Annotated in this window: 28 protein-coding genes; 10 read left to right on the top strand and 18 right to left on the bottom strand. The window is 65.4% G+C overall.

The window, feature by feature from the left end:
* Window positions 1-13: 13 nt before the first annotated feature.
* Window positions 14-454, bottom strand: coding sequence for a DUF1772 domain-containing protein (locus tag C5L14_RS17735; protein ID WP_181161240.1), 441 nt, complete (start codon window positions 452-454; stop codon window positions 14-16).
* Window positions 455-507: 53 nt separating this feature from the next.
* Here C5L14_RS17735 and C5L14_RS17730 point away from each other — a divergent pair, with 53 nt between their 5' ends.
* Complete coding sequence (locus tag C5L14_RS17730) at window positions 508-975, top strand: MarR family winged helix-turn-helix transcriptional regulator (RefSeq protein WP_105863391.1); 468 nt, start codon at window positions 508-510, stop codon at window positions 973-975.
* 824 nt (window positions 976-1,799) lie between these two features.
* Here the strand turns inward: C5L14_RS17730 and C5L14_RS17725 are convergent.
* Window positions 1,800-3,356 carry a TROVE domain-containing protein gene (locus C5L14_RS17725; protein WP_105863390.1) on the bottom strand — a complete coding sequence of 519 codons (1,557 nt, stop codon included), beginning with the start codon at window positions 3,354-3,356 and terminating at the stop codon, window positions 1,800-1,802.
* 333 nt (window positions 3,357-3,689) lie between these two features.
* On the opposite strand from C5L14_RS17725, the gene rtcR reads away from it, so the two are divergent.
* Window positions 3,690-5,285: an RNA repair transcriptional activator RtcR gene (rtcR, locus tag C5L14_RS17720; RefSeq protein ID WP_105863389.1), complete on the top strand. Its 1,596-nt coding sequence runs from the start codon at window positions 3,690-3,692 to the stop codon at window positions 5,283-5,285.
* Window positions 5,286-5,359: 74 nt separating this feature from the next.
* Here the strand turns inward: rtcR and C5L14_RS17715 are convergent, their stop codons facing one another.
* Together C5L14_RS17715 and C5L14_RS17710 are read right to left on the bottom strand one after the other, a co-directional pair.
* A complete protein-coding gene (locus C5L14_RS17715) occupies window positions 5,360-5,752 on the bottom strand; it encodes a nuclear transport factor 2 family protein (protein WP_105863388.1) in 393 nt (130 codons plus the stop codon).
* A gap of 67 nt (window positions 5,753-5,819) precedes the next feature.
* Window positions 5,820-6,425, bottom strand: a complete 606-nt coding sequence (locus C5L14_RS17710) for a TetR/AcrR family transcriptional regulator (protein WP_105863387.1) — start codon at window positions 6,423-6,425, stop codon at window positions 5,820-5,822.
* A gap of 88 nt (window positions 6,426-6,513) precedes the next feature.
* Between C5L14_RS17710 and C5L14_RS17705 the strand changes: the two genes are divergently transcribed.
* On the top strand, window positions 6,514-7,422 hold the full coding sequence (locus C5L14_RS17705; protein WP_210203262.1) for an alpha/beta hydrolase family protein: 909 nt from the start codon (window positions 6,514-6,516) through the stop codon (window positions 7,420-7,422).
* A gap of 42 nt (window positions 7,423-7,464) precedes the next feature.
* Here C5L14_RS17705 and C5L14_RS17700 read toward each other — a convergent pair whose 3' ends face one another.
* The 3 genes from C5L14_RS17700 to C5L14_RS17690 all read right to left on the bottom strand — a co-directional run bounded on the left by C5L14_RS17700 (window position 7,465) and on the right by C5L14_RS17690 (window position 9,436).
* The gene (locus C5L14_RS17700) at window positions 7,465-7,986 is read right to left on the bottom strand and encodes a YegJ family protein (RefSeq protein WP_105863385.1); all 522 of its coding nucleotides are present in this window, start codon (window positions 7,984-7,986) and stop codon (window positions 7,465-7,467) included.
* 120 nt (window positions 7,987-8,106) lie between these two features.
* Window positions 8,107-8,706 carry a hypothetical protein gene (locus C5L14_RS17695; RefSeq protein ID WP_146126945.1) on the bottom strand — a complete coding sequence of 200 codons (600 nt, stop codon included), beginning with the start codon at window positions 8,704-8,706 and terminating at the stop codon, window positions 8,107-8,109.
* A gap of 10 nt (window positions 8,707-8,716) precedes the next feature.
* Complete coding sequence (locus C5L14_RS17690; RefSeq protein WP_105863383.1) at window positions 8,717-9,436, bottom strand: SH3 domain-containing protein; 720 nt, start codon at window positions 9,434-9,436, stop codon at window positions 8,717-8,719.
* A 150-nt stretch (window positions 9,437-9,586) separates the two neighbouring features.
* Here C5L14_RS17690 and C5L14_RS17685 point away from each other — a divergent pair, with 150 nt between their 5' ends.
* Window positions 9,587-10,591: a 2-hydroxyacid dehydrogenase gene (locus C5L14_RS17685; RefSeq protein ID WP_105863382.1), complete on the top strand. Its 1,005-nt coding sequence runs from the start codon at window positions 9,587-9,589 to the stop codon at window positions 10,589-10,591.
* Between the two features lie 151 nt (window positions 10,592-10,742).
* Complete coding sequence (locus tag C5L14_RS17680) at window positions 10,743-11,333, top strand: nucleoside 2-deoxyribosyltransferase (protein WP_105863647.1); 591 nt, start codon at window positions 10,743-10,745, stop codon at window positions 11,331-11,333.
* Between the two features lie 53 nt (window positions 11,334-11,386).
* Here the strand turns inward: C5L14_RS17680 and C5L14_RS17675 are convergent, their stop codons facing one another.
* The gene (locus C5L14_RS17675) at window positions 11,387-12,403 is read right to left on the bottom strand and encodes an adenosine kinase (protein WP_105863381.1); all 1,017 of its coding nucleotides are present in this window, start codon (window positions 12,401-12,403) and stop codon (window positions 11,387-11,389) included.
* A gap of 102 nt (window positions 12,404-12,505) precedes the next feature.
* Between C5L14_RS17675 and murJ the strand changes: the two genes are divergently transcribed.
* Entirely contained in the window at window positions 12,506-14,074 is a 1,569-nt protein-coding gene (gene murJ / locus C5L14_RS17670; protein WP_181161221.1) for a murein biosynthesis integral membrane protein MurJ, read from the top strand.
* Window positions 14,075-14,228: 154 nt separating this feature from the next.
* Here murJ and C5L14_RS29995 read toward each other — a convergent pair whose 3' ends face one another.
* A complete protein-coding gene (locus C5L14_RS29995) occupies window positions 14,229-14,882 on the bottom strand; it encodes a hypothetical protein (protein ID WP_146126944.1) in 654 nt (217 codons plus the stop codon).
* A gap of 16 nt (window positions 14,883-14,898) precedes the next feature.
* On the opposite strand from C5L14_RS29995, the gene C5L14_RS29990 reads away from it, so the two are divergent.
* Complete coding sequence (locus C5L14_RS29990; protein WP_146126943.1) at window positions 14,899-15,078, top strand: hypothetical protein; 180 nt, start codon at window positions 14,899-14,901, stop codon at window positions 15,076-15,078.
* Between the two features lie 219 nt (window positions 15,079-15,297).
* Here C5L14_RS29990 and C5L14_RS17665 read toward each other — a convergent pair whose 3' ends face one another.
* The 7 genes from C5L14_RS17665 to nth form a co-directional block, all read right to left on the bottom strand.
* Complete coding sequence (locus C5L14_RS17665; protein ID WP_105863646.1) at window positions 15,298-15,861, bottom strand: sugar O-acetyltransferase; 564 nt, start codon at window positions 15,859-15,861, stop codon at window positions 15,298-15,300.
* 56 nt (window positions 15,862-15,917) lie between these two features.
* Window positions 15,918-16,223, bottom strand: a complete 306-nt coding sequence (locus C5L14_RS17660) for an NIPSNAP family protein (protein WP_105863379.1) — start codon at window positions 16,221-16,223, stop codon at window positions 15,918-15,920.
* A gap of 100 nt (window positions 16,224-16,323) precedes the next feature.
* The gene (gene truA, locus C5L14_RS17655; protein WP_105863378.1) at window positions 16,324-17,067 is read right to left on the bottom strand and encodes a tRNA pseudouridine(38-40) synthase TruA; all 744 of its coding nucleotides are present in this window, start codon (window positions 17,065-17,067) and stop codon (window positions 16,324-16,326) included.
* Between the two features lie 92 nt (window positions 17,068-17,159).
* Window positions 17,160-18,086, bottom strand: coding sequence for a methionyl-tRNA formyltransferase (gene fmt, locus C5L14_RS17650; protein ID WP_105863377.1), 927 nt, complete (start codon window positions 18,084-18,086; stop codon window positions 17,160-17,162).
* 4 nt (window positions 18,087-18,090) lie between these two features.
* Window positions 18,091-18,660 carry a peptide deformylase gene (gene def, locus C5L14_RS17645; RefSeq protein WP_105863376.1) on the bottom strand — a complete coding sequence of 190 codons (570 nt, stop codon included), beginning with the start codon at window positions 18,658-18,660 and terminating at the stop codon, window positions 18,091-18,093.
* A 164-nt stretch (window positions 18,661-18,824) separates the two neighbouring features.
* The gene (locus C5L14_RS17640) at window positions 18,825-20,042 is read right to left on the bottom strand and encodes an MFS transporter (protein WP_105863375.1); all 1,218 of its coding nucleotides are present in this window, start codon (window positions 20,040-20,042) and stop codon (window positions 18,825-18,827) included.
* A gap of 458 nt (window positions 20,043-20,500) precedes the next feature.
* Entirely contained in the window at window positions 20,501-21,238 is a 738-nt protein-coding gene (gene nth, locus C5L14_RS17635; RefSeq protein WP_105863645.1) for an endonuclease III, read from the bottom strand.
* A gap of 112 nt (window positions 21,239-21,350) precedes the next feature.
* Between nth and C5L14_RS17630 the strand changes: the two genes are divergently transcribed.
* Both C5L14_RS17630 and C5L14_RS17625 read left to right on the top strand, forming a co-directional pair.
* A complete protein-coding gene (locus C5L14_RS17630) occupies window positions 21,351-21,818 on the top strand; it encodes a DUF2244 domain-containing protein (protein ID WP_245197180.1) in 468 nt (155 codons plus the stop codon).
* Window positions 21,819-21,900: 82 nt separating this feature from the next.
* On the top strand, window positions 21,901-22,809 hold the full coding sequence (locus tag C5L14_RS17625) for a methylated-DNA--[protein]-cysteine S-methyltransferase (RefSeq protein WP_105863373.1): 909 nt from the start codon (window positions 21,901-21,903) through the stop codon (window positions 22,807-22,809).
* Window positions 22,810-22,894: 85 nt separating this feature from the next.
* Here the strand turns inward: C5L14_RS17625 and lldD are convergent, their stop codons facing one another.
* Together lldD and C5L14_RS17615 are read right to left on the bottom strand one after the other, a co-directional pair.
* Window positions 22,895-24,028, bottom strand: a complete 1,134-nt coding sequence (lldD, locus tag C5L14_RS17620) for an FMN-dependent L-lactate dehydrogenase LldD (protein ID WP_105863372.1) — start codon at window positions 24,026-24,028, stop codon at window positions 22,895-22,897.
* A 209-nt stretch (window positions 24,029-24,237) separates the two neighbouring features.
* Window positions 24,238-24,858, bottom strand: coding sequence for a 2,3-bisphosphoglycerate-dependent phosphoglycerate mutase (locus C5L14_RS17615; RefSeq protein ID WP_105863371.1), 621 nt, complete (start codon window positions 24,856-24,858; stop codon window positions 24,238-24,240).
* A gap of 172 nt (window positions 24,859-25,030) precedes the next feature.
* Here C5L14_RS17615 and C5L14_RS17610 point away from each other — a divergent pair, with 172 nt between their 5' ends.
* Window positions 25,031-26,113, top strand: coding sequence for a cobalt-precorrin-5B (C(1))-methyltransferase (locus tag C5L14_RS17610; protein WP_105863370.1), 1,083 nt, complete (start codon window positions 25,031-25,033; stop codon window positions 26,111-26,113).
* The last annotated feature ends 36 nt before the right edge of the window (window positions 26,114-26,149 follow it).

The following is a 26,149-nucleotide window of genomic DNA, read 5'->3' as shown; positions in this document are numbered from 1 at the left end:
CCGGACGATCCCGTCAAATCGCAAAACGCTGTAGCGAGGCGGCGAGATAGGCCAGCGTCGCCGCCGCGCCGAGGGCGGTGCGTACGGCGTGCAGCCGGCCCCAGTGCCCGATCAATCGGCGCGTCTGGGCCCCTGCCTCATCGTTCGGTGTTGCCTCCAGGCGCCGGTTGGTCGGCATGATGCCCAGCAGCGTATAGGGCCAGTTCGCCAGGATCAGCACGGCACCGGCCAGCCAGAGCCAACCGCCGGCCAGCCAGGCGGCGGCGATGCCGGCAAGACCGGAGACGACGGCCAAGCTGGCCTGCATGGCGAAGCCGCGCCCATAGCTGGGTTTCCATTGCGCCAGCAGGGAGGCGTCGTCGAGGCCGAGCCGCGCCGGCTGCTCGGCAATATTGATGTAGAAGGCCGCCCCGGTGAAGGCGGCTGCCAGAACGAGCGCGATCTGACCGATCAGCATGGGTCAACTCCAATTTGACAATACATTGTCAAATTGGGTATATATTGTCAATGAATGAATCGGATCCTGCCTTGGCCGGCGAGGGCGTCACGGCCCTCATCCTCGAAATCTTCCGCCTGAATGGCCGCCTGCTCGCGGCCGGCGACCGGCTGGTGGCCGGGCTGGGGCTAAGCAGCGCGCGCTGGCAGGTGCTGGGCGCCATCGCGCTGGCCGACACTCCGCAGCCCGTGGCCCATCTCGCCCGTTCCATGGGGCTCAACCGTCAGGGCGTACAGCGTATCGTCAACGAAATGGTGGACGAGGACATTCTCGCCTTCCGCGACAACCCCCATCATCGCCGGGCCAGGCTGGTGGTGATGACGTCAAGGGGGAAGACGGCCTACGAAGCCGCGGGCCGGCGGCAGAAACCGTGGGTCGACGCCCTTGCGCAGGGATTGGCGACGGAGGATGTGGCGGCCTGCCTGCGCCTGATAGGCACGCTGCGCCAGCGGTTGGAGGCGGATGCCGGTCCGGAGTAGCGGAGAGGCCGCCGCCGGAAAGAGAAGGGAACGTTGCGGCGACAAGAATGGCGAAACATATGCTCTACCATTGAGCTACGGGCCCATAGTGGTGGACCCGACGGGATTCGAACCCGCATCACGTGGGGAATAGCCATGTAGTTCCGCCGGCATTCGCCGCTCTGCTCGGTATCGTCAAGGGGCCACGGCGACGAGGGTGATGAGAACGGGCTCCCGATAACGGTGAGTCGGGTGCAGTTCGCGGCTGCAGCGCCCTGAGGTGCTGTATTCCCATCGGCATTCGCCGTGACGTGTCAAAATTCCTTTCAGTCGAAACAGCTGCGGCGACAAGGCATGACAGGACGGTTGCTGCTGAACTACCGCTTACGCGGGGCGCCTTGATGCGCCGGCTCCCTTTGCTTTGAAAGGGTGTTCTACCTGTAGTCCTGTCGGCATTCGCCGCTGGTTGCAATGAGCCATGATCGAGCCACGGCGACGAGAGTGACGAAACATCCTGCTCTATCCACTGAGCTACAGGCCTTGCGGCCTGGCGGGACTCGAACCCGCGACCTGGAGCGTGAAGGCTGTAGTTCCGTCGGCATTCGCCGTGTCCGTACGTAGTCTCCCGATGATAAGTGCCACGGCAACAAGAATGACGAAACGTTACCGCCTCGCGGCGGTCCGTGCTCTATCCGATTGAGCTATGCAGCTTGCGCCGCAGCGGGATTTGAACCCGCAACCCCGGGATTCGCAGTCTGTAGTTCCGCCGGCATTTGCCGTGGCCCATTACGTATGCCTTGGCTCCGGCCGGCAGCTTGAAGCCGCCGGCCGGAAATCGTGTCGTATCAGAGCTCGATCTTCTCGATCTCGCCGACCCAGTGCTCGGCGCCCATCTCGCCCTTCGTGAAGGCCGCGATGGTGTCGAACACCGCATCCGAGAAGCCGCCGATGTTGAGCACATCGGCGCGCTCCTGCGCCTGGGTGGTCGTGTAGGGCTGGATGTCCAGGCAGACGAGCTTAGCATCGGGATTGCTGGTCTTCACCCGCTCCCACTGCTTCATCATCTGCGTGGCCTCGCCGCCCCTGCGCGCATCGACCCAGGACTGGTTGTCCGAGACGAAGATCACGAGATCCACCTTGGCCCGCTCGTTCGCCAGCTTCTCCAGCGGCGCCGAGCAGTTGGTGCCGCCGCCGCCGATGGAGGCGAGCTTGCGGGCATTGGTCATCACCGTGTCGCGCGGCTCGAGGTCCACCCGGACCACGCTCTGCTCGAACGGGATCACCCGTGCCGAAGGATTGGCCCGGAGCACCGAAGCCGCCACCAGCCCGGCCACGTCGATGCAGCGCACTTGCGTGGTCGCGCCCGGTCGATAGCCGGTGACCGGCGAGGACATCGAACCCGAAACGTCCGGGCAGACGACCACGCGGCCCTCGATCGCCGGCACGTTGGCGACCGCAATCTCCATCGCGTCATGCAGCGCCTCGCGCACCACGGGCGGGATGTCCTGCCCCGCCTGCGCATAGGCCATCAGCAGCTGGTACGGGAAAACCCGTGCCCGCTTAATGGCCTCGCGATCGGCAAGCCGCCCGGCGAGGTTTTCGGCGAAGCCCTCCACCTCGAACACGCCGTGGCGCGCGAAGGTGGCGAGATTCATCCGGAGCATCTGCCAGCCGGCCTTGTCGGCGATGGCGGCCCAGTGGTCCCGCGTGAGCGGCAGGGCCGTCAGCATCTGGAACGGCACGGCCGGTACCGGCAGCGACGGATCCTGCTTGAAGGCCTCGAATGACCGGGCGATGGCGGGCAGAGCCATCACCTCGTAGGGGCGCCCGATCAACCAGGCATAGAGCGCCTCGCGCGCCTTGTCGGCGGGCTTGGGGTGGACCATCTTGATCACATCGGCGAGCGAGGGCGCGTTGCCGACGCTGGCGCGCATGATCTCGATGTCCGAGGCGGTCTCGAGCCAGGCCTGGACCAGCTTCTTCGGCCGGGTTCCCAAGGACTTGCGGCCGACGGCGCCCGAACGCATCACCTGCACGAAGTTGCGCAGCATCTTGCCATTGTCGACCACGCGCGGGAACGCCTTGGCGAAATCACCCGTCTGCAGCATGGAGAGATAGGCGAGCAGCAAGGCCGGCATATCCTTCATGTGGCCGCGCTGGCGGGCATAGATGGCCGCCTTGGCGATGAACGCGCTCTCCACCTCGCAGACCGCCTTGAGCGTCTCGTCGAGCTGCGCCGTGGCGCTGGCATAGAAGGTGTGGTTCAGCGTGCCGGTGACGGCGAGCTGGGCCAGCGCGTGGCGCGGGGTGAACTCGTAGGCGGGGGCGCCGTGCTTGTTGGCGGCCTCGGCCTTCGGCAGCATCTTCCCCACCAGGGAGGCAAACAGCGACTTATTTGCCATGGCAATCATCCTCATTTTGTTACGGGGATCTGTCTGCAGAGAGCGTGCCAAGTGGAGGAGGGGTATGGAATTATTTTATAAAATATTGATTTCGAACAATAAAAAATTTCCACCCGGCCATTTTCGGAAATTCCGGGGGAGAGAGTTGGGGTCATGATTTATATTTTCTGATAATAAAATATCCTGTGATATAGAGTGTTGAATGGCGAGCGTTTCTGGGATCCCGGGCTTCCAGCCTGCTCTTGGAAACGCATCGTTGGCAGGAAAGAGCAGGTATCGCGACATTGAGTCTGCCTCAACGTCGCTGAGAAGCCTGCGACCCAGGATGTGACCATGAAAAAGCGTGTCGCCATCGGCTTTCTCGGCGTCAGCCTCGACAGCGGCAAGCGCGACAAGCGCTGGGAGCGCTGGCGGCCGACCGTGGCGCTCTGCCAGCAGGCCGACCTATCCATCGACCGCCTCGACCTGATCCACGACATCCGGGCGACCTCGCTGGCCGAGCGGATCGCAGGCGACATCGCGGTGATCTCGCCGGACACGCAGGTTATCAGGCACATCATGAATCTCGCCGATGCCTGGGATTTCCAGGAGGTCTATGGCGCCCTCTATGATTTCGCCCGGGCCTACCCCTTCGATGCCGAGGAAGAGGAGTATCTCGTCAACATCACCACCGGCACCCATGTCGCCCAGATCTGCTGGTTCCTGCTGACCGAGGCCCATTATGTGCCCGGCAAGCTGATCCAGCTCTCGCCGCCCAAGCGCCAGGGCGAAGGCGTTGCCGGCTCCTATTCGATCGTGGATCTCGATCTCTCTCGCTACGACGCCATCGCCAGCCGCTTCCGGGCCGAGGCACGCGAGGCGACCTCCTTCCTCAAATCCGGCATTCCGACCCGCAATGCCGCCTTCAACGCCATGATCGACCAGATCGAACGGGTGGCGATGCGCTCGCGCGCGCCGGTGCTGCTGACCGGGCCGACCGGAGCCGGCAAGTCGCTGCTGGCCCGCCGCATCTTCGAGCTCAAGCAGGCGCGGCGCCAGCTCACCGGCGATTTCGTCGAGGTCAACTGCGCCACCTTGCGCGGCGACCATACGATGTCGGCCTTGTTCGGCCATATCAGGGGGGCCTTCACCGGTGCCCAGACCGACAGGGCCGGGCTCCTGCGTGCGGCCGATGGCGGCTTGCTGTTCATGGACGAGATCGGCGAACTCGGCCTCGACGAGCAGGCCATGATCCTCAGGGCCATCGAGGAGAAGCGCTTCCTGCCGGTCGGCGCCGACAAGGAGGCGGTCAGCGATTTCCAGCTGATCGCCGGCACCAATCGCGACCTTTCGGTGGATGTGCGCTCGGGCAAGTTCCGCGAGGACCTGCTGGCGCGCCTCAATCTCTGGACCTTCGCATTGCCGGGCTTGGCCGCGCGCCGCGAGGACATCGAGCCCAATCTCGACTTCGAACTGAGCCGTTATGCCGAACGCGAGGGCGAGAACATCGCCTTCAACCGTGAGGCCCGCACCCGCTATCTCGCCTTCGCCACGGCGCCGGAAGCGCGCTGGACCGCGAATTTCCGCGATCTCTCCGCCTCCGTCACCCGCATGGCGACCCTGGCGCCGGGCGGGCGCATCACCGAGGAGGGCGTGGCCGAGGAGATCGAGCGCCTCGTCAGGCACTGGCGGGCGGGCGACGGCGAGGGCACTGACGGGCTGCTCGCCGATCTTCTCGGGGAAGAGCGCGTCAACGGCATCGACCGTTTCGACCAGGTGCAATTGGCCGAAGTGGTCCGCGTCTGCCGCGCCAGTTCCTCCCTCAGCGCGGCCGGGCGCGTGCTGTTCGCGGCATCGCGCCGGGCCAAGGCGAGCTCGAACGATGCCGATCGCCTGCGCAAATATCTGGCGCGCTTCGAGCTGGATTGGGAAGGGGTAAGGCAGGGTTGAATGTCGATCTCAGGGCGGCGAAACACAAAGTCTGGCCACTTACAGGCGATGCCTGCGGCCGGGCGTGACGGGCTTCACCGATGCAGGTCGAAGTGAAAGACCTTCGAGATGATCTGCCAGCGTCCGTCGAGATGGACAAAGGTCAGCAGGTCGGTGAAATGTTTGGGACCAATGGCGCATTCAACCCGGGCAAAGGCCGTGACCGGGCCGGCAAATTCGATGGAGATGATTCTGTCGGCCCGTTCCTCGTTTCGACTTGCGGGCGATGGCCTGTTGTCGACGATGGGGAAATATTCGGCCATGCCGAGATGCGTCAGGCTGCCCTCGCTGGCGCAGGCGTAGAGTGCCTGTGGGTGAAACACTTGCCGCAGCCTTTCGGTGTCGCTGTGATAGAGCCCGTCGAAATAGGTCTGAAGCGCCGCGACGAGCGCCTCGAAACCGGGATCCTTGGCGGCGTGGCTGGTCATGGCGCAGCGGTCCTTTCCTGGAAAAATCTCGATATGATGGGATATAAATGTTGCCGGCTATCGAACTCTAGGCCGCGGCGGGAGCGCGCGATGTCCTCCTGCCCAGGGCGGCGGTGATCAGCGTGGCGGCCGCCTTGCCGGCAGCTTCCATATAGTCGGGGTCGCGGTGCAGCAGGACGACGGCAAAACTGCCGTCGAGCAGGAGCACCACCTGCCGCGCCAGCAGGGCCGCGTCGTCCAGCCCCTCGTGTTCCAGCTCGAGCCGCAGCCAGGCTTCGAAGCTCTTCTTATGGGCGGCGCCGATCTTGATGGCCGGATGCCCGGGCAGATCGGCCAGTTCGGCGGCGGTGCGCAGAAAGCCGCATCCCTTCCAGCGCGGATGACGGGCCGCCGCGGCGAGATGGCGGAAGATCGCCTCGACCCTGGCAGCGACATCTCCCTGCGCCTCGCCGAACCAGCGTCGGAACAGAGCGAGGTTGGGTTGGTCGCGGGCCGCCAGATAGGCGGCGATCAGATCGTCCTTGCTGGTGAAGTGATAATAGAGCGTGCGCTTGGTGACGCCGGCCTTGGCGGCGACGGCGTCGACGCCGACATTGCGGATGCCCTTGTCGTAGAACAGGCGCGCTGCCGCCGAAACGATGCGTTCTCGCGTGGTGGTGGCGGGCTCGGACATGGCTTGCCCTCATGTATACTGACAAGTGAGTATAACCGTTGCCGCTGGCCATGCTATCCCTTCATGCGAGTGAGGACTGTCGATGGCGATGGACATGACACCGGGCGCGCCGGTCGAGATCACCTGCGGGGACGGGATCGTTCTTGCCGGCCATCTCTGGCGGGCGGAGGGCGCAGGTGCGACCGGCACGGTCGTCATCAATGCCGCGACAGGCGTACTCGCCCGCTATTACCATCGCTATGCCCGCTTCCTCGCCGAACAGGGCTTCGATGCCATCACCTATGACTATCGCGGCATCGGCCTGTCGCGCCCGGCGGATCTGAAGCATTGCGGCTATCGCTGGAGCGAGTGGGGCACCCGCGATTTCGAGGCCGTGCTGGGTTTTGCCCGGCAGCGCCGGCCCGACGGGCCTCTCCTCGTGGTCGGCCACAGCATCGGCGGTTTCCTGCCGGGGCTTGCCCACAATGCCCGCTGGATCGATCGGATGCTGACGGTCGGTGCCCAATATGCCTACTGGCCCGATTATGACCGGCGCCGCCGCCTGGGCCTGGTCTGGCGCTGGCATGTACTCATGCCCCTGTTCACGGCGATATGCGGCTATTTCCCGGGCCGGCGGCTCGGCTGGCTGGAAGACCTGCCGGCGGGCGTGGCCCTGGAATGGAGTTTTCGCGGCAGGCATGTCGAGACCAGCCATCCGCCCCGGGAACGGGCAGAGGTCCTGGCGCGTTTTGCCGCGGTCTCCGCCCCGATCCTGGCCGTGACCATGTCCGACGACGAATTCGGCACCGTGCCGGCCATCCGGCGCGCGCTGGCCTATTACCGTTCGAGCTCCGCGACCGCGGTGCGCCTGATGCCGCAGGACTATGGCTTGGCCGAGATCGGTCATTTCAGCCTGTTCCATGACCGTCATAGGGCCGGCTTCTGGCAGGATACGCTCGCCTGGCTCAGGGACGGCGTAAATCCCTGGCCCCACCGCCGTTTTGAAACGGCGGGGTGAGGGACAGTCGGGCCACATGGGTTGCGAAAGCAGCAGTTCGGCTTATTGCGGTGAGGCGTCGCCTTCGCAGGCCAGGCCGATCTGGTCCTTCAATTCCTGGGCCTCCCGCGGCTCCTCCTTCGCCAGCAGGGCGCAGGTCGTGAAATTGCCCTGCAGCTTGCCGTTGCGGTAATAGCCCCAGTCCCGGATGCGGCTCCTCAAAAAGGTGAGTTGCTGGCCGAACGTCACATTGCCGACCAGTTCCGGACGGTTGTTGACCTTGCCGGTGAAGCGGTCACCCCGATGGCTGACCTCGTTGAGCCAGAAATATTCGGTCTGGGTGCCCTGGATGATCGGCACCTTCACGAAAAAGTCGCTGGCGCCGGCGACCTTGCCGTCCAGGGCGTCGATGAAATCGGGCAGGCTTTCCTGGGCCTTGGCGAAGGCAGCCTTCATGGCGGGATCGTCGTCCCCGGCCTTGAAAGTGGCGTCCCGGCCGGCTTTCTGGGTTACGGTTTCAGCACTGGCCGCGGACAGGCCCAGAAAGGCAAGGCCTGTTGCGGCGAAGAGGAATGCTCTCGTCATCGGCGGCTCCGATTGCACGCCCTATCGTAGCGGCAGGACGGGGCGAATCGCAACGAGGCGACCCGGAGGGGAGCTCCGCCGAGAGGTGCGACCTTCTTGGCTCGAGTTCTTCGCTTTGGTTCAGAAAGCCGCGAGCGCCGCGGCGAAGCGGTTCAAAGCCGATGCATCGAAACCATCTTCGCCAGCGAGCATGAGATCGACGGCGTGGGGCCGCAGCGCGGCGACGGCCGGCAGGAGCGCCGGGTCCGTCAGTCCGAGAAAGCAGGGCAGGTCCGCTTGTTCGATCGGGCGCCGGCAGGCATTCAGATCCTCAGCGGTATCGACCTTCAGATGCAGCGCATCGGCGAGGCCGGCATAGGCCTCCACCAGGGCTTCGGCGTCGGCGGGATCGATGGATTGGATGAGCTTGCGGCCGCGGATGATGCGTTTGAGACCGGGATATTCGCTGGCGGCGATCGGCCTGGCGAGGCGAACGGCGAGCGTCGCCGAGGCGTCGACCTGCTGGGCCACGGTGCCGGCCGTCAGCGCGGGCGTTATCAGGATCGGCGTGACGGCCGGTGGCAGACCGAGCGCGATCTCCGCCAGCACCGCGCTGCCTTCCGGGCCCGCCTGCGGAAAGGCGGCAGGGTCGAGCCCGACCGCATCGGCGCCGGCCTCGATCGCCGCGGCGGCTTGCTCGCGGGAGATGACCCCGCTGATCATCAGGCGAAGGCGGGGCACGGGCTCCGTCTCAGTCGATCACCTCGCCGGGATAGGCGCCCCACAGATTGCTTTCCTGGATCCAGCCGTCGAAGCCTTCGCCCTGGATGCGGCACCAGTTCGAGGCGCAGCTCTTGATCGAGGCCTGCACGCCGGGCTGCAGCATGGCCACGGCCGTCGCCTTGGCGTCGGCGGTGGCGCGCAGCGGCAGCGTCTGCTGCTTGGACCAGGGCGCGATCAGGGCCGTGCGCTTGCCCGACAACAGGTTCTGCAGCACCCAGCCCTCGGAGCCGTCGGCATCGCGGATGCGCCGCCAGTTCTCGAATTCGGCGATCACTTCCACCGGCAGGTTGGACTTCTGGTAGATGAAGGACACGGTCTGGTCGCGCGAGGGGCCCTGGCGCACATTCACCCGGTCGGGCTTCAGGCTGACAAAGCGCGGCATCGGCAGGCCCGAAACCGGGCCGAGCTGGTCCTTGCCGGCTTTGGGATCGGGCAAAGAGCCGGTAACGTCATCGGCCGGCTTGTCCGGAATGGCGGCCTTGCCCGCGCCGGCGATGAAGGCCGCCACGGTGGGATCGGCGAGCGTGTCGGCGCTGATGCCTTCGGTCGCCGTATCCACGGGTTGCTTCAGCCGCTTGTGATGAAGATAGTAGACCCCGCCGGCGACGATGAGGGCGCAGAAGGCACCGGCAAAACCGATCTTGGCGATGGGACTCAAACGGGGCGCTTCTTCTTCGTAATGGGACATGCCGGGCCTCGACGCACACTCTCGCCCGCAACCGCCTCTGTTGCTGCGCTTGCCTGTCTGTTAGAGGAAGGACAGCGACGGGCTGCGGGCTTATCGGCGCAGTTTGTCTGAGGGCGGTGAACGCCGTCTTAAAGTTTGCGGGAGGTCGGCATGTCGTTACGAAAAAAACCGCGGGTCGTGGTCACACGCCGCCTGCCTGACAGCGTGGAAACCCGCATGCGCGAATTGTTCGACGCGCAGCTCAACCTGACCGACGAGAAGATGTCACAGGAGGCGCTGATCGAGGCCGTGAAGACGGCCGACGTGCTGGTGCCCACCATCAATGACCGTATCGACAAGGCCCTGATCGAGGCGGCCGGCAGCAATCTCAAGCTGATCGCCAATTTCGGCAATGGCGTCGACAATATCGACGTGGAGGCGGCGGTCACCCGCAAGATCACCGTGACCAACACGCCGCGCGTCCTCACCGAGGACACCGCCGACATGACCATGGCTCTGATCCTCGCCGTGGCCCGGCGCGTGACCGAGGGCTCCAGGGTGATTCCCGAAGGCGACAATGCCTGGCCCGGCTGGTCGCCGACCTGGATGCTGGGGCGCCGCATCACCGGCAAGCGCCTCGGCATCATCGGCATGGGCCGCATCGGCCAGGCGCTGGCGCGCCGGGCCAAGGCCTTCGGCCTGCAGGTGCACTACCATAATCGCCACCATGTCGATCCCGCCATCGAGGCCGAGCTGGAGGCGACCTATTGGGATTCGCTCGACCAGATGCTCGCCCGCATGGACATCATTTCGGTCAATTGCCCGCACACGCCGGCGACCTACCACCTGCTCTCGGCCCGGCGCCTGAAGCTGCTCAAGCGCGAGGCCCTGGTGATCAACACGGCGCGCGGCGAGGTGATCGACGAGACCACGCTCGCCAAGATGCTCGATGCCGGCGAGATCGCCGGCGCCGGCCTGGATGTGTTCGAGCACGAGCCCGCGGTCAATCCCCGCCTGGTCAAGCTCGCCAAGAGCGGGCGGGTGGTGCTGCTGCCGCATATGGGCTCGGCCACCATCGAGGGCCGCACCGACATGGGCGAGAAGGTCATCGTCAACATCCGCGCCTTCATGGACGGCCACAGCCCGCCGGACAAGGTGTTGCCGGAGATGCTGTGATCTCGAATACACGGGCAAGATGCCCGTGTATTGGGGTGCGCGAATGGCAAGGAAACTGCCGATCCGGAGATCGGCACACCGCGTTTGCGAGTGCCTCGGCCGTCAACTTTGTCCTTGAGGAGCGGGACGGCCTCATACGGGAAGGAACATGATGCGCGTCTATCTGGCTGGCCCCGAAGTCTTCCTGCCCAACGCCCGCGAGGTGCTCGACGCCAAGATCGAGCTTACGCGGCGCCATGGCTTCATCCCGGTTTCGCCCGGCGACCTGGAAATCCCGGCGCAGCCGACCAAGCGCGATTTCGGGCTCGCCATCAGCGCGATCAACGAAAAGCTGATGCTGAGCGCCGATGCGATCATCGCCAATCTGACGCCCTTCCGCGGCATCGCCGCCGATACCGGCACGGTCTACGAGCTTGGCTTCATGTGCGCGCGGGGCTGCCCCGCCTTCGCTTTCTCCAATGTGGCGCTGTCGCATTTCGAGCGATTGCAGATCTATTACGACCGTCGGATCGCGGATGATGCGGAAGGCCGGCCGCGCGGCGCCGACGGCCTGGCGGTCGAGGATTTCGACATGGTCGAAAATCTGATGCTCGATGGCGGCATCGCGGCGCGCGGCGGCGCCTTCGTCACCCGCGCGGCGGCGCCGGGCAGGCTCTTCGAGGATCTCACGGCCTTCGAGGAATGCCTGGGGATCGCCGCCGAGCGGTTGCTGCAAGGCGGCGGTCCGTCCTCTTCGGCATAGGCGCAAGAGTGTCGATCCGGAGATCGACACTCCGTGCTCGCGGTTGCATCAGGTCAGAGCAGCCCGTTTTCCAGGGCCAGCACGCGCAGATTGGCCTGCGGGCGTGCGCCGACATGCTGGATGACCTCGGCGGCGGCCAGTGCGCCGAGCTTGAGCGAGGCCAGATGCGGCAGGCCGCGGGCAAGCCCGAACAGGAAGCCGGAGGCGAAGAGATCGCCCGCGCCGGTGGTGTCGACCAGCTTGTCGATCGGAAAGGCCGGCACCGAGACGCGCGTGCCGCCCTCGATCGCCAGGGCGCCTTCCTCCGAGCGTGTCACGATGGCGAGGCGGCAGTCTTTCTCGACCTGGGCGAGCGCCGTCTCGAAATCGGAGGTCTCGTAGAGCGACTTGATCTCCTGGGTGTTGGCGAACACGGTATCGACCACGCCCGAGCGCATGAGATCGAGGAATTCACCGCGGAAGCGATCGACGCAGAAGGAGTCGGACAGGGTGATCGCCACGCGCCGTCCGGCCCTGTGGGCGATATCGGCGGCCTTCAGGAAGGCATCCTTGGCATCCTGGGGATCCCACAGATAACCTTCCATATAGGTGATGGCGGCGCCCTCCACGACGTCCTCTTCGATATCGGCGGGGCCGAGCAGATGGCAGGCGCCGAGATAGGTGTTCATCGTGCGCTCGCCATCGGGCGTGATGAAGATGAAGCTCTTGGCGGTGGAAGGTCCCTCCGTCAGCGGCACCGTCTCGAAATGGGCGCCCTGGGCGCGCAGGTCGTGGGTGAAGACCTTGCCGGCCTCGTCCTGCTTCACCTTGCCGAAATAGGCGGTCTTGCCCCCGAGGGAGGCGACACCCACCGCCGTATTGGCGGCCGATCCGCCCGAGATCTCGACGCTCTGTCCCATGGCGGCGTAGAGATGGTCGGCACGTTCCTCGCTGGTGAGGATCATGGCGCCCTTGGCGAGGCCTTCGCGAACCAGGAAGTCGTCTTCCGTCTGGGCAAAGACATCGACAATGGCGTTGCCGATGGTGAGAACGTCGAAACGAGGTTTCGCGCTGGAAGGGGATTTGGGCATGCAGTATCTCTGTTTTGCGCGCGCGGACTATAGCGATGTGCTGCGCTGCGGCAAGAAAGAGTTGCGATGCAACCGCTGCCATCGCCGCGGTTCGGAGTTCTGATGGCCTTTCTGCGCAATGCCGCTTCGGTTGGGGTCGCGACCCTCCTCTCCCGTATTCTCGGCTTCCTCCGCGATACCATGGTGGCGGCCGCGCTTGGCGCCGGCCCAGTGGCGGACGCCTTCGTGGTGGCTTTCCGCCTGCCCAGCCTGATGCGCCGGCTGTTCGCGGAAGGGGCGGTGAATACGGCTTTCGTGCCATTGCATGCCGAGGCCGAACGGCATGGCGAGGGCGAAGCCTTTTCCGACCAGGTCTTCACGCAGGTCGCCCTGGTGTTCTTCCTGGCTTCGGCCGTGGCACTGTTCGCCATGCCGCTGCTGATCGGGCTGATCGCCCCCGGCTTCGGTGCGGGAGGCGGCCGCGTCGACCTCGCGGTCGGCCTTTCGCGCATCACCTTCAGCTATTGTCTGGCAACGGCCGTGATGGTGGTGGCTTCGGCCGTGCTCAATGTGCATGGCCGCTTCACGGCGGCTGCCTATGCGCCGGCTCTCGTCAATGTCGTCACCATCGCAGCCCTGCTCGGTGCGCCGCTGCTGGGACAAGGAGACCAGGAGGCCTTGGCACGCCTCCTGGCCTGGTCGATCTTCGTCGGCGGCCTCGCCCAAGGGGCGCTGGTCTTCCTCGCCCTGCATCGCGCCGGCCTCAGGCTGCGCCTGGTGCGGCCGGTGTGGACGCCCGCGGTCCGGCGCTTTTTCCTGCTCGCTTTGCCCGGCGTGCTGACGGCAGGGGCGACGCAGGTCAATGCCTTCATCGGCTTGATCATCGCCTCGGCCGATCCCGGCGCCGTTACCTGGCTCTATTATGCCGATCGCCTCTACCAGTTGCCGCTGGGCATCATCGCGGTGGCGCTCGGCAATGCACTCTTGCCGGACCTTGCCCGCGCCAGCAGCCGGGGCGATCCCCAGGCCGAGAGCGGCATCCTGAGCCGCGCGGTGGAATTCGCGGCCTTTCTCAGCCTGCCGGCCGCCCTGGCCCTGATCGTGCTGGCGGGCCCGATCGTTTCCGTGCTGTTCGAGCGTGGCGCCTTCACGGCTGATGACAGCACCGCCACGGCCCTGGCCCTGGCGGGCTTTGCGGCCGGCCTGCCGGCCTTTGCCGGCGCCAAGGTGCTGCAGCCGCTGTTCTTTGCGCGGGCCCGCATGCGGCTGCCTTTCCTGATCGCGCTGGTCGGCGCCGCCGCCGATGTGATCCTGTCGCTCGCGCTTTTTCCGGTCTGGCGGCAGACGGGGATCGCCGTCGCCGCGGCGGTGTCGGGCTGGATCAACCTCGTTCTGCTGCTGCTGGCGGCTCGACGGAGCGGGCTTTTGCGGCTCGATGCAGCCGCCGCCCGTCGCCTGCCGCGGATCGCTGCCGCCGCCATCCTGATGCTGGCGGTTGTTTATGGAGCCGCGGAGGCTATGACGGGTTGGCTGATCGCGGGGCAATCCCTGGCGTCGCGCGTCGCAACGCTTGCCCTTCTCTGCGGCGGCGGCCTGATCGTCTATCTCAGCGCCTGCTGGCTGCTCGGCGGCATCGATCGCGGGACAGGGCTGCGCCGTCTCCTCACCGGAGAAACGGCTGCAGGCAAGTAAGAAGCAAAGTAGCGCGGGGTTTCGCTCTGCTCCCGGGATCTGCGGGCTCCGGCAGGAACAACCGGGCAGAATATCCGGACGAGAAAAAGCGGGCGGATCCCGGCATCCGCCCGCTATGGTTACGCATTACTAACGACGCTGTACGTCCTCGTTTTCAGTGGCCGGCCTTGCCGCCGCCGCGGCTGCCGCCATTGCCTCCGCCATGGGTGGAGCCGCCATTGCCATTGTTTGTACCGTTATTGCCGGTACCCGGGCCGGAGCCGCTGGTGTTGCCGCCGCCATTGCCCGAATTCGGGCTGTTGCCATTCCCGTTCCCGGGACCACCGGCGCCCGATCCGCCGCCGCCAGTCGAGCCACCACCGCCCCCGGTAGAGCCACCGCCGCCAGTCGAGCCACCACCGCCGCCGGTCGATCCGCCACCACCAGTGGAGCCGCCACCGCCGGTCGATCCGCCATCACCTGTGGAGCCACCACCGCCTGTGGAACCGCCACCCCCGGTCGAACCGCCACCGCCGCCCGTGGAACCGCCACCGGTCGATCCGCCACCACCGGTGGAACCGCTGCCACCGGTCGATCCACCGCCGGAAGAGCCGCTACCACCTCCGGTGGAGCCGCCGCCCTTGCCGCCTGTCTTGCCTCCGCCACCGGTGCCTCCCGTCGGTGAAGATCCCGGCGCCTGGTTCAGCAGCCCGTCGGCTTCGGAGAAAGCAGCGCTATACGGAACAAGTCCGGTATAGCGGCATGGCGGCGTGTTCTTTTTCTTGAGAGGTTCTGCGACGAATAGGCGCGAACACTTGCGTTGATCCAAAGGGCGAGCATCAACGGTGGATAGAGTCATCAACAAAACAGGAATTACAAAGGCGCTTGCCGCCGTGCAGGTCTTGAGTATCGTCTTTGCTGACATCGGTGAAGGTCCTGAAGCCCAAGAAGTGCTCTCAAAGGCCGATAATCGGGCTTCTGAAATTATCTTACGCTACGATATCATGGGCAGATGCAAAGTATAACTGCACAGTTCGTATGCGATGACGTAGGGTATATACGTCTTTTGACCCTAAGGAGGTGTCGTGTTTATACCGCCCATCAACCGGAGGGAACTGCTGCCTAATACAAAGGAGTGTCGGCCTCGCCTGGAGGGCAGGGCTATGTGAAACGGCAGCGGCGACAGGGGCTCATCGCCGGCGCGCAGCAGGTCGGGCAAGCGGCCGTCACCTGCCTGCGTTGCCTTACGGCTTGAAGCCCGTGCGATCGGCTGCGGTGATGGTCCGGATGATCCGGGCGGGAACGCCGGCGGCAATCACGTTCGGCGGTATGTCGCGCGTCACCACGCTGCCGGATCCGACGATGGCATTGTCGCCGATGGTCACGCCCGGATTGATATGCACGCCGGCGCCGACCCAGACCCGGTTGCCGATCCGAACGGGCTTGGCCTGGCAGGCGCCGGCGACGCGCTCATCGGGGTCGATGGCATGGTTGGCGGTGTAGATGCCTACCCGCGGCCCGAGCAGGACGTGGTCCCCGATCTCGACACTGGCACCATCGAGAATCACGCAGTCGAAATTCGCGTAGAAGGAACGCCCGATACGGATGTTGAAGCCGAATTCGCAGCGAAAGCTCGGTTCGAACAGCGCGCCGGGGCCGACCGATTTCAAAAGACTCCGCAGAATAGCCTCGCGCGCCTCCGCCGGCTCGCCAATGCTGCGGTGATAGGCGCTGGTGAGTTCGACCGCCCTGGCGCGGGCCGCGATCAGCTCTGGGGTAAGATCGTTGTACACGGCGCCGCCGAGCATCAGGGCGCGCTGGGCCTCCAGATCCACCGGGACCTCCTATCGTCGAGAAACCTGACTCAACCGAACACCGGGCGCATGAAGCTGCGCTCATAGCTCACGATGCTGCGGGCCTGCTTTTCCTCGGCTAGGATGGCCTGGCATTCCGGATCCACGGCCAGGCGCTTGCGGTAGTCCTCATAGGCGGCCAGGCTGGGGAAGCTGAACAGCGCATAGGCGATGTTGCTGGCGCCTTCATGCGGCAGGAAATAGCCGTGATGGCTGCCGCCCATGCGGTTGACCACGGGAATCCAGGCCTTCGCATAGGCTTCGAAGGCGTCGAGCTTCCAGGGATCGACGACGTATTTCAGGTAGCAGGTGATCATGGACGGCCTCGCAGTTTGGCGTCATGCCGGAAGGTAGCGTCCGTTTCCTACAACATCGGATCTGATTCTGAATCAGGTCCGATGCCGGCGAGGAAGGCAGTCAGTAGTCGACGCCGGTGAGATAGAGCCCGTGGGGCGGCGCCAGCGCGGCGCAGCGGGTGCGGTCGCGGGCCTCCAGCACCCCCACCAGATCCGCCTTGCTCCAATCGCCGGCGCCGACCCGGCGCAGTGACCCCACCATGGAGCGGACCTGGTTGTGCAGGAAGGAGCGGGCGGTGGCGATGACGTGGATCTCGTCGCCCACCCTGGCCACGTCGAGGCGGTCGAGCGTCTTCATCGGGCTCTGGGCCTGGCAGTCGGCCGAGCGGAAGGTGGTGAAGTCGTGATGGCCGACGAGGCCCTGCGCGGCCTCATGCATCGCGTCGGCATCGAGGGATTTGCGGATGTGCCAGGCGCGATGACGTTCAAGCGTCAAGGGCGGGCGGCGGTCGATCAGGCGGTAGAGATAGCGCCGGCCCTTGGCGGAAAAGCGGGCGTCGAAATTGTCGGGCATCTTCTCGACGCCGAGGATGGTCACATAGTCGTCCTGCAGGGTGAGATGGGCGTTGAGAGCGTCGCGCACCCTGTCCGTGCTCCAATCCTTGGCCAACATCACCGAGGCAACCTGCCCGGTGGCATGCACCCCGGCATCGGTGCGCCCGGCGCCCTGGATGCGCAGGGTCTGGCCGGTGAAGGCCAGGATCGCCTCTTCGATCGCCTGCTGCGCCGAGCGGCCATTGGCCTGGGCCTGCCAGCCGACATAGGGCGTGCCGTCATATTCGATCAGGAGCTTGTAACGCGGCATTCGGATATTTCGTTGCTGAAGTCAGGCCTCTACGCCATCAGGGCGCGAGAGTCACGCACACCGCCACAGAACGGCTGGCTTGGCGCCGGATCTCAATCCAGTCGGGCACCGTGTACCAGCGGTGCGCCCTTGAGGAATTCGGCGGCGCCCATCGGGGTCTTGCCGGCGCGCTGCACCTGCACGAGGCGGATGGCGCCACTGCCGCAGGCGACCGTCAATTCATCGTCGAGCAGCATCCCGGGCACGCCATAGCCGTCGGCGCGCTGGGCGTGCAACGCCTTCACCCGCTGCGGGCCTTGGCCCCAATCGGCCTCGAACCAGGCGCCGGGGAAGGGAGAAAGGCCGCGGATCTGGTTGTGGACCTCTTCGGCCGGGCGCGACCAGTCGATACGGGCTTCGGCCTTGTCGATCTTGCGGGCATAGGTCACGCCCTCTTCGCTCTGGGCCGTGAAAGTGAGCGTGCCGCGCGAGAGGGCGCCGAGCGCCCGCGCCATCAGGTCGGCGCCGAGGAGGGACAGGCGGTCATGCAATTCGCCGGCCGTCATGTCCGGCTCGATCTCGACGGTGTCGGCAAGCGCGACCGGGCCGGTATCGAGGCCTTCCTCCATGCGCATCACCATCACGCCCGTCTTGCTGTCGCCGGCCATGATGGCGCGCTGGATCGGGGCGGCGCCACGCCAGCGCGGCAGCAGCGAGGCATGCAGGTTGAGGCAGCCTTCCGCCGGCGCCTCCAGGACGGCCTTGGGCAGGATCAGGCCATAGGCGACCACCACCGCGACATCGGCGCCGAGGCCGGCGAAGGTGGCGATGGTTTCCTCGTCGCGGAAGCTCTTGGGCGTGAAGACGGGAATGCCGAAGCTTTCGGCAAGCTTGTGTATGGGCGAGGGCACCAGGGCCATGCCGCGGCCGGCAGGCGCCGGCGGGCGGGTGTAGGCGGCGACGACCTCGTGGCCCTGGCTGAGGATCTCGGCCAGCACCGGCCGGGCGAACTCCGGCGTGCCCATGAAGACGACCCGCATGCCCTCAGCTTTCCGCTGGCCGGGGGGCTTCGCGCTCGCGTTTCTCCCGCTTGAACTGCGGCAGTTCTCCGGTCTTGGCCGCCTTGGTGAATTTGCGGATCACCATGTCGCGCTTGAGCTTGGAAATGTGGTCGATGAACAATTCGCCGTTGAGATGGTCGATCTCGTGTTGCAGGCAGGTCGCCATCAGCCCATCGGCCTCGAGCTCGGCCTTTCTGCCCTCGCGGTCGATATAGGCGACGCGCACCTTGGCCGGACGTTCGACCTCGGCATAGTAGTCGGGAATGGACAGGCAGCCTTCCTCATAGACGCTGCGCTCGTCCGACGACCACACGATCTCCGGATTGATGAAGACATGCGGTTCCGGCGGCTCGTCCTCCTTGGCGAGGTCGATGACCACGAGGCGGCGCGGCACGGCGATCTGGATCGCCGCCAGGCCGATGCCCGGGGCGTCATACATGGTTTCCAGCATGTCGTCGGCGAGCTGGAGCAGCTCCGCATCGACGCGCTCGATCGGCGCGGAGACGAGGCGGAGCTTTGAATCGGGCAGGATGATGATCGGTTTGATGGCCATGTCAGGCAGATAAGATGCCACGCGCGGGGCGTCAATGCGAAAGCGGCGGCAAGATGCTCCTGGGAGAGCCGGCGCCCCTACCGGCTCTCGGAACCGCTGTGCTTGCGGGAGAGGAAGAAGCCGGCAGGATGCCGGCGGTCCCAGGAGAAACGGTAAGAAACGCCCTATTCCAGCACGGTCATCACCTGCCCGCGCCGTTCCGGACTGAAACGGATGACGACGATGATGCAGATGGCGACGACGCCGGCGAACAGGGCCAGCGCGTAGCCATAGCTGCTGCCGGGCGCTTCGGCGATGCCGGCCTGGTAGGGACCGCCATAGGACGCGGCGAGATTGCCGGCCTGATAGATGAAGCCGGGCAGCGTCGCCCGCACGGAACCCGGTGAAAGTTCGTTGAGGTGCACCGGAATGACTCCCCAGGCGCCCTGCACCGAGATCTGCATGATGAAGGCGCCGATGGCGAGCATGGTGGGCGAGGTGCTGTAGGCCCACAGGGGCAGGGTCGGCAGCGCGATCAGGCAGGCGATGGTGATGGCGTTGACGCGCCCGATCCGCTCGGACAAGGATCCGAAGAGCAGGCCGCCGGCGATCGCGCCGAGATTGGCGACAATGGTGATCCAGCTCACCGTGTGGGCATCGAAGCCGTGCTGTTTCTTCAGGAAGGTCGGATAGAGGTCCTGCGTGCCGTGGCTGAAGAAATTGAAGAACATCATCAGAACCACGGCGTAGAGGGCGATGCCCCAATGCCGCTGCAGGGTTTCGCCGAGGCTCGGTTTTACCTGGTCCTTGGCTTCGGTGAAGGCCGGCGATTCCGGCACATGCGACCGGATGAAGAGCACGATCAGGGCAGGGAGGAAGCTGAGCAGGAACATGGTACGCCAGCCGACCACATGGCCGCCGATATTCTGGCCATAGATCAAGCCGTAGACGATCGCCGCCAGAAGGTAGCCGGCCGGATAGCCCGCCTGGAGCAGGCCCGAGACCAAGCCGCGGGCCGATGGCGGGATCGATTCCATCGCGAGCGAACTGCCGAGTCCCCATTCGCCGCCCATGGCGATACCGAAGATGGCGCGCAGGATCAGGAACACGGTGAGATTGGGCGAGAAGGCGGCCAGGGCGCCGATCACCGAATAGCTGACGATATTGAGCATCAGGATCGGCTTGCGTCCGAACCGGTCGGCCAGCCTGCCGAAGATGAAGGCGCCGATGAAGCGGGTCGCCAAAGTGAAGAACAGGGCTTCGGAAACGGCGGGTACGCCGACCTGGAATTCGGCGGCGATATCGGTGAGCAGGAAGGTCAGGAGGAAGAAGTCGAAGGCGTCGAGTGTCCAGCCGAGAAAGGAGGCGAGGACGGTCTTTTTCTGTTGTGAACTGAGGGGCAAGCGATTTCTCCCTTATGGCCGTCGGCCGGCCGCAGGGAAAAGACAGTCATTGCCATTCCCGCAGCCGCATTTGCCTGGATCGACGCAATGAACGCCGCCAAGGAAGCCCCCTGCCGGCCATAGAAGTCCTGAAATCGCCGAAGCGCCACAAAAATATGCTGATTCAACTGATGCGTGTATTTGGCAGGGTCTGCCTGACGCCAAGGAAGGACAATCGCTTCAGCTTAATACGTCGTGAAAACGCAACGCTGTCATCCCCGACGCCGCCATCGGCGGCAGGAAGGGGATCCAGGGGCACAAGCCGTACCCCTCGGATTCCAGTCACAAGCAGAGCTTGTGACGATACCCTCGCCCTCTCTCGCTGCGCTCAAGACCGGCGAAGCCGGGAATGACAGATGTTGGTTCGTCGTAATCAACCTGACGCGATTGGCCTGGACGCAGGTTGGATTTCTCGGCGATCACGCCGTCGTCTTGTCCTCGAACAGGCAGATGTCGCGGATCAGGCAGGTGGGACAGGCGGGCTTGATCGCCTTGCAGACATAGCGCCCATGCAGGATGAGCCAGTGATGGGCATGGCGGGCATAGGCCGCCGGCACCACCTTCTCCAGCCCCAGCTCCACCGCCAGCGGCGTCTTGCCGGGCGCCAGGCCGGTGCGGTTGGCGACCCGGAAGAGATGGGTGTCCACGGCGATGGTCGGCAGGCCGAAGGCGATGTTGAGCACGACATTGGCGGTCTTGCGGCCGACACCTGGCAGCGTCTCCAGGATCTCGCGAGAGCGGGGCACCTCGCCGCCATGTTCTTCCACCAGCCGGCGGGAGAGGGCGATGACGTTCTTGGCCTTGGTGCGGAACAGGCCGATGGTCTTGATATGGCCGATCAGGGCTTCCTCGCCGAGATCGATCATCTTGGCCGGCGTGTCGGCGATGGCGAACAGCGCCTTGGTCGCCTTGTTGACGCCGACATCGGTCGCCTGGGCCGAAAGCACCACCGCCACCAAGAGCGTGTAGGCGTTGACATAGTCGAGTTCGCCCTTGGGCTCGGGCAAGGCCTCGGAGAACCGGCGGAAGATCTCGGTGATCTCGGCTTGCGGCAGGGCGGCGCGCTGGGTGCCGGCCGAGGCCGCGGCGGCATTGGCCTTCGCCTTGGTCCGGCCTGCCGATTTTGTCGCAGGGGAGGCAACGGACAGGGCGGGCATTTGAGTCTGGCGGCGGGGCATGAAAAGCTTATAGTGGGCGGCCATGCAAAGCGCCAACCCGAAAACGTCTCAGGAAGCGTCCCAGGAAGCGGTCTTCGAGGAGAAAGCGATCTTGGACGAGCCGGTCTTCGATGCCGTGCTCTATCCGCATCGTTCGCTCGGGCCGCGAGGGTTTCGCAATCTCCTCGTCGTGGTCGGCTGTGCCTCGACGCTGCTCTCCATCCCCTTCTACATGATGGGGGCTTGGCCCGTGGTCGGTTTCTTCGGGCTCGATGTCGGGCTGCTCTATGTGATGTTCAAGCTCAACTACCGGGGGGCGAAACTGCGCGAGCATGTGCTGCTGACGCCGATCCGGCTGTTGTTCTCGCGTGTCGATCCCAAGGGACGGCGCCGGGAGTGGGTCTTCAACCCGCGCTGGGTGCGGCTGCAGCGCGACGAGCACGAGGAGTTCGGCGTGATGCGCCTGGCTTTGGTGCAGCGCGGGCGCGAGGTGGAAATCGCCCGTTTCCTCGGTGCCTCCGAGAAGGGGGAGTTCGCCGACGCCTTTACCCGGGCACTGAACAAGGCGCGGCGCGTCTGACAGGGTTGCCGCAGGTTTCGGGTGGGAAGCCGGTTGATGCAGGTCTATCCAGGGCACAAGTGATGATGCCTGGAGATATCCGATGTCGATAACCCTGCCCGATTTCGCCGAAGTGCCGTTGGCCTCGCCACTCGCCCATTCGCCCGAGGATTACGACCGCATCCGCAAGGCTGTCGCCTACATCACGCGCAAGGCGCAGCACCAGCCCTCGCTCGAGGATATCGCCGGCCATGTCGGCCTTTCGGTCTCGCATTTCCACCATCTTTTCCGGCGCTGGGCCGGCATCACGCCCAAGGATTTCCTGGCGGCGGTGACGCTCGACCGGGCGCGTGACCTCCTGCGCGATTCCGCCTCGATCCTCGATGCCACCTATGAGCTCGGCCTGTCCGGCCCGGCGCGCCTGCACGATCTGTTCGTGACCCATGAGGCGATGACCCCCGGAGCCTTCAAGACGGGCGGGGCGGGCCTGACCATCTCCTATGGCTTCCATCCCTCGCCCTTCGGCACGGCGCTGGTGATGGTGGCGCCGCTTGGCCTAGCCGGAGTCGCCTTTGCCGATCCGGGTGAGGAGGCCATCGCGCTGGCCGACATGCGCAAGCGCTGGCCCAATGCGGAACTGCGCGAGGATTCGATGGTGACGGCACCCTATGCCGGCCGCATCTTCGATCCGAGCCGATGGCAGGCCGACAGGCCGCTCAACGTGGTGATGATCGGTACCGATTTCGAAGTCCGGGTCTGGCGCACTTTGTTGAAGATCCCGATGGGGCGTGCCACCACCTATGGCGATATCGCCAGCCATATCGGCAATCCCAAGGCTTCGCGCGCCGTAGGGGCGGCGGTGGGCAGGAACCCGTTGTCCTTCGTGGTGCCATGCCACCGTGTGATCGGCCGCTCGGGTGAATTGACCGGCTATCACTGGGGCCTCACCCGCAAGCAGGCCATGCTGGGCTGGGAAGGCGGGCGGGTGCGCAGCGGCACGCAGGCGGCATGAGATTGGAGTGTCGATCTTCGGATCGACATTCTTGAAAACTCGCGTTTGACGATGGGGGAATGTCGATCTGGAGATCACACTCCAGCTACAGCGCCAGGCTGCTGCGGCCGATCTGGTCGATCCGCTCCACGCCGGTCAACGTCATCGCCACCCGCATTTCCTTGGCGATGATGTCGAGCAGGTTCTCCACCCCTGCCTGGCCGGCGCTCGCCAGCGCATAGGCGAAGGCGCGGCCGAGCATGACGCCCTTGGCACCCAGGGCCAGCATGCGCACCACGTCGAGGCCGGAACGGATGCCGGAATCGGCGAGCACGGTGAGATCGCCGCCGACGGCGTCAGCGATCGCCGGCAGCGCCCTCGCGCTGGAGAGCACGCCGTCGAGCTGGCGCCCGCCATGGTTGGAGACCACGATGCCGTCGGCCCCGAAGGTGACGGCGTCGCGCGCATCCTCGGGATCGAGAATGCCCTTGATGATCATCGGTCCCTTCCAGAATTCGCGGATCCATTCCAGATCCGACCAGCTGATCGAGGGATCGAAATTCTTGGCGAGCCAGCCGATATAGTCGGCCAGGCCCGTGGGCTTGCCGAGATAGCGCGAGACGTTGCCGAGATCATGCGGCTTGCCCATCAGCCCGACATCGAGGGCCCATTGCGGCTTGAACATCGACTGCAGAATGCGGCGCTGGGGGCCGAAGGGCCCCGACATGCCCGAATGCGGATCGCGATAGCGCGCGCCGGGCGTGGGCATGTCGACGGTGAAGACCAGCGTGGTGATGCCGGCGGCCTGGGCTCGCTCCAGCGCGTTCTTCATGAAGCCGCGGTCGCGCAGCACATAGAGCTGGAACCAGATCGGGGCGGGGCTTGCCGGCACCACCTCCTCGATCGGGCAGATCGAGACGGTGGAGAGCGTCATGGCGATGCCCTTGGCTGCCGCCGCCTTGGCCACCTGCACCTCGCCGCGGCGGGCCAGCATGCCGGTGATGCCGACAGGGGCGAGGATCACCGGCATGGCGAATTTGCGCCCGAAGATCTCGGTCTCCAGGCTCAGTCTGTCGACGTTCTTGAGGATGCGCTGCCTGAGGCTGATCCCTTCGAGATCGCTGACATTGGCCCGCAGCGTATGCTCGGCATAGGCGCCACCGTCGACATAGTCGAACATGAAGCGCGGCAGCTTGCGCCTGGCGGCGGCACGATAATCGGAAGGGGAGGCAATGATCATGGGAACGCAGGCAGCCCTGAGGAGATCGTTTCTCTCCGTTTAAGCATTCTTGAGGGGGATGGCTATGCCTTCCCCGTTATTTTGTAAGACAAGTCTGCCGAGGAAAGCTCCGACTTTGTCGTGCCGGGCCTGTCCCGATCACAAGCCCGGCGACGGCAAGGTCGAGCTCCGGCGATGTCTGGATCCTCTGCCGAAGACCGGTGCTGCGGTCAGCCCTTCAGTTCCTGCTTGCTGGCGATGGTGGTGTCCGGGTTCAGCCGGTAGACGATCGGCACGCCGGTATCGAGCTCGCGTTTGACGATCTCCTCGCCCGTCAGGCCTTCCAGCGCCATGATCAGGGCGCGCAGCGAATTGCCATGGGCGCCGACCAGCACGGTCTTGCCGGCCATCACCTGGGGCTGGATGCGATGGATGTAATAGGGCAGCACACGCGCAGCCGTATCCTTCAGGCTCTCGCCGCCGGGCGGCGGCACGTCGTAGGAGCGGCGCCAGATATGCACCTGCTCCTCGCCGAACTTCACGCGGGCCTCGTCCTTGTTGAGGCCGGAGAGGTCGCCATAGTCGCGCTCGTTGAGGGCTTGGTCACAGATTGTCTCGAGGCCGTCCTGGCCGAGCTCGCCGAGGATGATCTTGGTGGTGTGCTGGGCGCGCGACAGCACGGAGGTGAAGGCGATGTCGGCCTTCAGCCCGAGCGCCTTGAGCCGGCGGCCCGCCTCATGCGCCTCGGCCACGCCCTTCTCCGTCAGGCCGGGATCGCGCCAGCCGGTGAACAGGTTCTTGAGGTTCCAGTCGCTTTGGCCGTGGCGGCAGAGCACGAGAGTGGCAGTCATCAAAGGGATCCCGTTTCAGGTCGCAATAGCGCTGACATAACCGGGATTGCAACGAATTGCACTGGCCGAATGCGCCAAGGACTGGCAAAACAGCCGCTGTCGACGTTGCCGTCCCGTCGTCGGGCCCTGATGTGGCGGCGGTCAAACTGACGATATTGCCCTGGTTCCTCTCTTGCGTGATCCTTCATCCCCTCTGCGCTATGGCTGGACCACCGGCGCCTGCGCCGCGGCGGCGGCGAAGGCGGCTTATGCGGCGCTGCTCGGCGGGGAGTTTCCCGATCCTGTCGTCATCACCCTGCCACGTGGCGAGCAGCCGGCTTTCGCCCTGGCACGGCACGAGAAGGGAGAGGGCTTTGCCCGTGCCAGCATCGTCAAGGATGCGGGCGATGATCCCGACGTGACCCATGGCGCGCTCGTCTCCTCGACGGTGCGCCTGGGCGAGGCCGGCACGGGGGTGAGCTTCCGGGCGGGAGAGGGCGTCGGAACCGTCACCCGGCCGGGCTTGCCCCTGCCGGTGGGGGAGCCCGCCATCAATCCCGGGCCGCGCGGCATGATCGCCGCGGCCATTGCCGAGGTGGCGGCCGCGCATGGCGCCGCCGGGGATGTCGAAGTCACCGTCGCCATCGCCGATGGCGAGGCGATCGCCCGCAAGACCCTGAACGGCCGGCTCGGCATCGTTGGCGGCCTCTCCGTGCTCGGCACGACCGGCATCGTCGTACCCTTTTCCTGCTCGGCCTGGATCCATTCGATCCACCGCGGCATCGACGTGGCGCGTGGGGCCGGCCTTGACCATGTCGCCGGCGCCACCGGGGCCGCCTCGGAGGCGGCCGTGGCCAGGCTCTACGGCCTCCCGGAGATCGCCCTGATCGACATGGGGGATTTCGTCGGCGGCATGCTGAAATATCTCAGGGTGCATCCGGTGCCGCGCGTCACCGTGGCCGGCGGCTTTGCCAAGATCACCAAGCTGGGCCAGGGCCTGCTGGATCTCCATTCGCGCGCCGGCCCGGTGGATTTGCGCTGGCTGGCCGAACGGGTGGAGGAACTGGGCGGCGACGGCGAGACGGCCTATCGCGTCTCGCAGGCCAATACCGCCATCGAGGCCCTGGAGATCGCCGGCGAGGCCGGCCTCGATTTGCCGCCCCTGGTGGCGCGGCATGCCCTGAAGACGGCAACGGCGGTGCTGCGCGATGCCGAGATCAGCCTCGACATCGCTATTTTCGGCCGTGACGGTGGGCTGTTGGCAAGTGCGGGTTGAAGTTCCGGGTAGCGGGTTCGTTTGAATTAAGGTTTT

Origin of the sequence: Labrys okinawensis (genome assembly GCF_002982075.1) — a bacterium.
Taxonomy (GTDB): Bacteria; Pseudomonadota; Alphaproteobacteria; order Rhizobiales; family Labraceae; genus Labrys; species Labrys okinawensis_A.
This window is presented reverse-complemented; position numbering and strand designations above follow the sequence as displayed.

What these genes read in the sequence shown, in the direction of transcription:
- C5L14_RS17625 (WP_105863373.1), top strand. Translation starts at nt 21,901, where the DNA reads ATGTCGATAACCCTGCCCGATTTCGCCGAAGTGCCGTTGGCCTCGCCA.
- C5L14_RS17715 (WP_105863388.1), bottom strand. Translation starts at nt 5,752, where the DNA reads ATGACCAGCCACGCCGCCAAGGATCCCGGTTTCGAGGCGCTCGTCGCG.
- def (WP_105863376.1), bottom strand. Translation starts at nt 18,660, where the DNA reads ATGGCCATCAAACCGATCATCATCCTGCCCGATTCAAAGCTCCGCCTC.
- nth (WP_105863645.1), bottom strand. Translation starts at nt 21,238, where the DNA reads ATGCCCGCCCTGTCCGTTGCCTCCCCTGCGACAAAATCGGCAGGCCGG.
- lldD (WP_105863372.1), bottom strand. Translation starts at nt 24,028, where the DNA reads ATGATCATTGCCTCCCCTTCCGATTATCGTGCCGCCGCCAGGCGCAAG.
- C5L14_RS17675 (WP_105863381.1), bottom strand. Translation starts at nt 12,403, where the DNA reads ATGCCCAAATCCCCTTCCAGCGCGAAACCTCGTTTCGACGTTCTCACC.
- rtcR (WP_105863389.1), top strand. Translation starts at nt 3,690, where the DNA reads ATGAAAAAGCGTGTCGCCATCGGCTTTCTCGGCGTCAGCCTCGACAGC.
- C5L14_RS17730 (WP_105863391.1), top strand. Translation starts at nt 508, where the DNA reads ATGAATGAATCGGATCCTGCCTTGGCCGGCGAGGGCGTCACGGCCCTC.
- murJ (WP_181161221.1), top strand. Translation starts at nt 12,506, where the DNA reads ATGGCCTTTCTGCGCAATGCCGCTTCGGTTGGGGTCGCGACCCTCCTC.
- C5L14_RS17690 (WP_105863383.1), bottom strand. Translation starts at nt 9,436, where the DNA reads ATGTCCCATTACGAAGAAGAAGCGCCCCGTTTGAGTCCCATCGCCAAG.
- C5L14_RS17680 (WP_105863647.1), top strand. Translation starts at nt 10,743, where the DNA reads ATGCGCGTCTATCTGGCTGGCCCCGAAGTCTTCCTGCCCAACGCCCGC.
- C5L14_RS17685 (WP_105863382.1), top strand. Translation starts at nt 9,587, where the DNA reads ATGTCGTTACGAAAAAAACCGCGGGTCGTGGTCACACGCCGCCTGCCT.
- truA (WP_105863378.1), bottom strand. Translation starts at nt 17,067, where the DNA reads ATGCCGCGTTACAAGCTCCTGATCGAATATGACGGCACGCCCTATGTC.
- fmt (WP_105863377.1), bottom strand. Translation starts at nt 18,086, where the DNA reads ATGCGGGTCGTCTTCATGGGCACGCCGGAGTTCGCCCGGCCGGTGCTG.
- C5L14_RS17665 (WP_105863646.1), bottom strand. Translation starts at nt 15,861, where the DNA reads ATGCTCGGCGGCGCCGTGTACAACGATCTTACCCCAGAGCTGATCGCG.
- C5L14_RS17615 (WP_105863371.1), bottom strand. Translation starts at nt 24,858, where the DNA reads ATGACTGCCACTCTCGTGCTCTGCCGCCACGGCCAAAGCGACTGGAAC.
- C5L14_RS17660 (WP_105863379.1), bottom strand. Translation starts at nt 16,223, where the DNA reads ATGATCACCTGCTACCTGAAATACGTCGTCGATCCCTGGAAGCTCGAC.
- C5L14_RS17705 (WP_210203262.1), top strand. Translation starts at nt 6,514, where the DNA reads ATGGACATGACACCGGGCGCGCCGGTCGAGATCACCTGCGGGGACGGG.
- C5L14_RS17710 (WP_105863387.1), bottom strand. Translation starts at nt 6,425, where the DNA reads ATGTCCGAGCCCGCCACCACCACGCGAGAACGCATCGTTTCGGCGGCA.
- C5L14_RS17725 (WP_105863390.1), bottom strand. Translation starts at nt 3,356, where the DNA reads ATGGCAAATAAGTCGCTGTTTGCCTCCCTGGTGGGGAAGATGCTGCCG.
- C5L14_RS17700 (WP_105863385.1), bottom strand. Translation starts at nt 7,986, where the DNA reads ATGACGAGAGCATTCCTCTTCGCCGCAACAGGCCTTGCCTTTCTGGGC.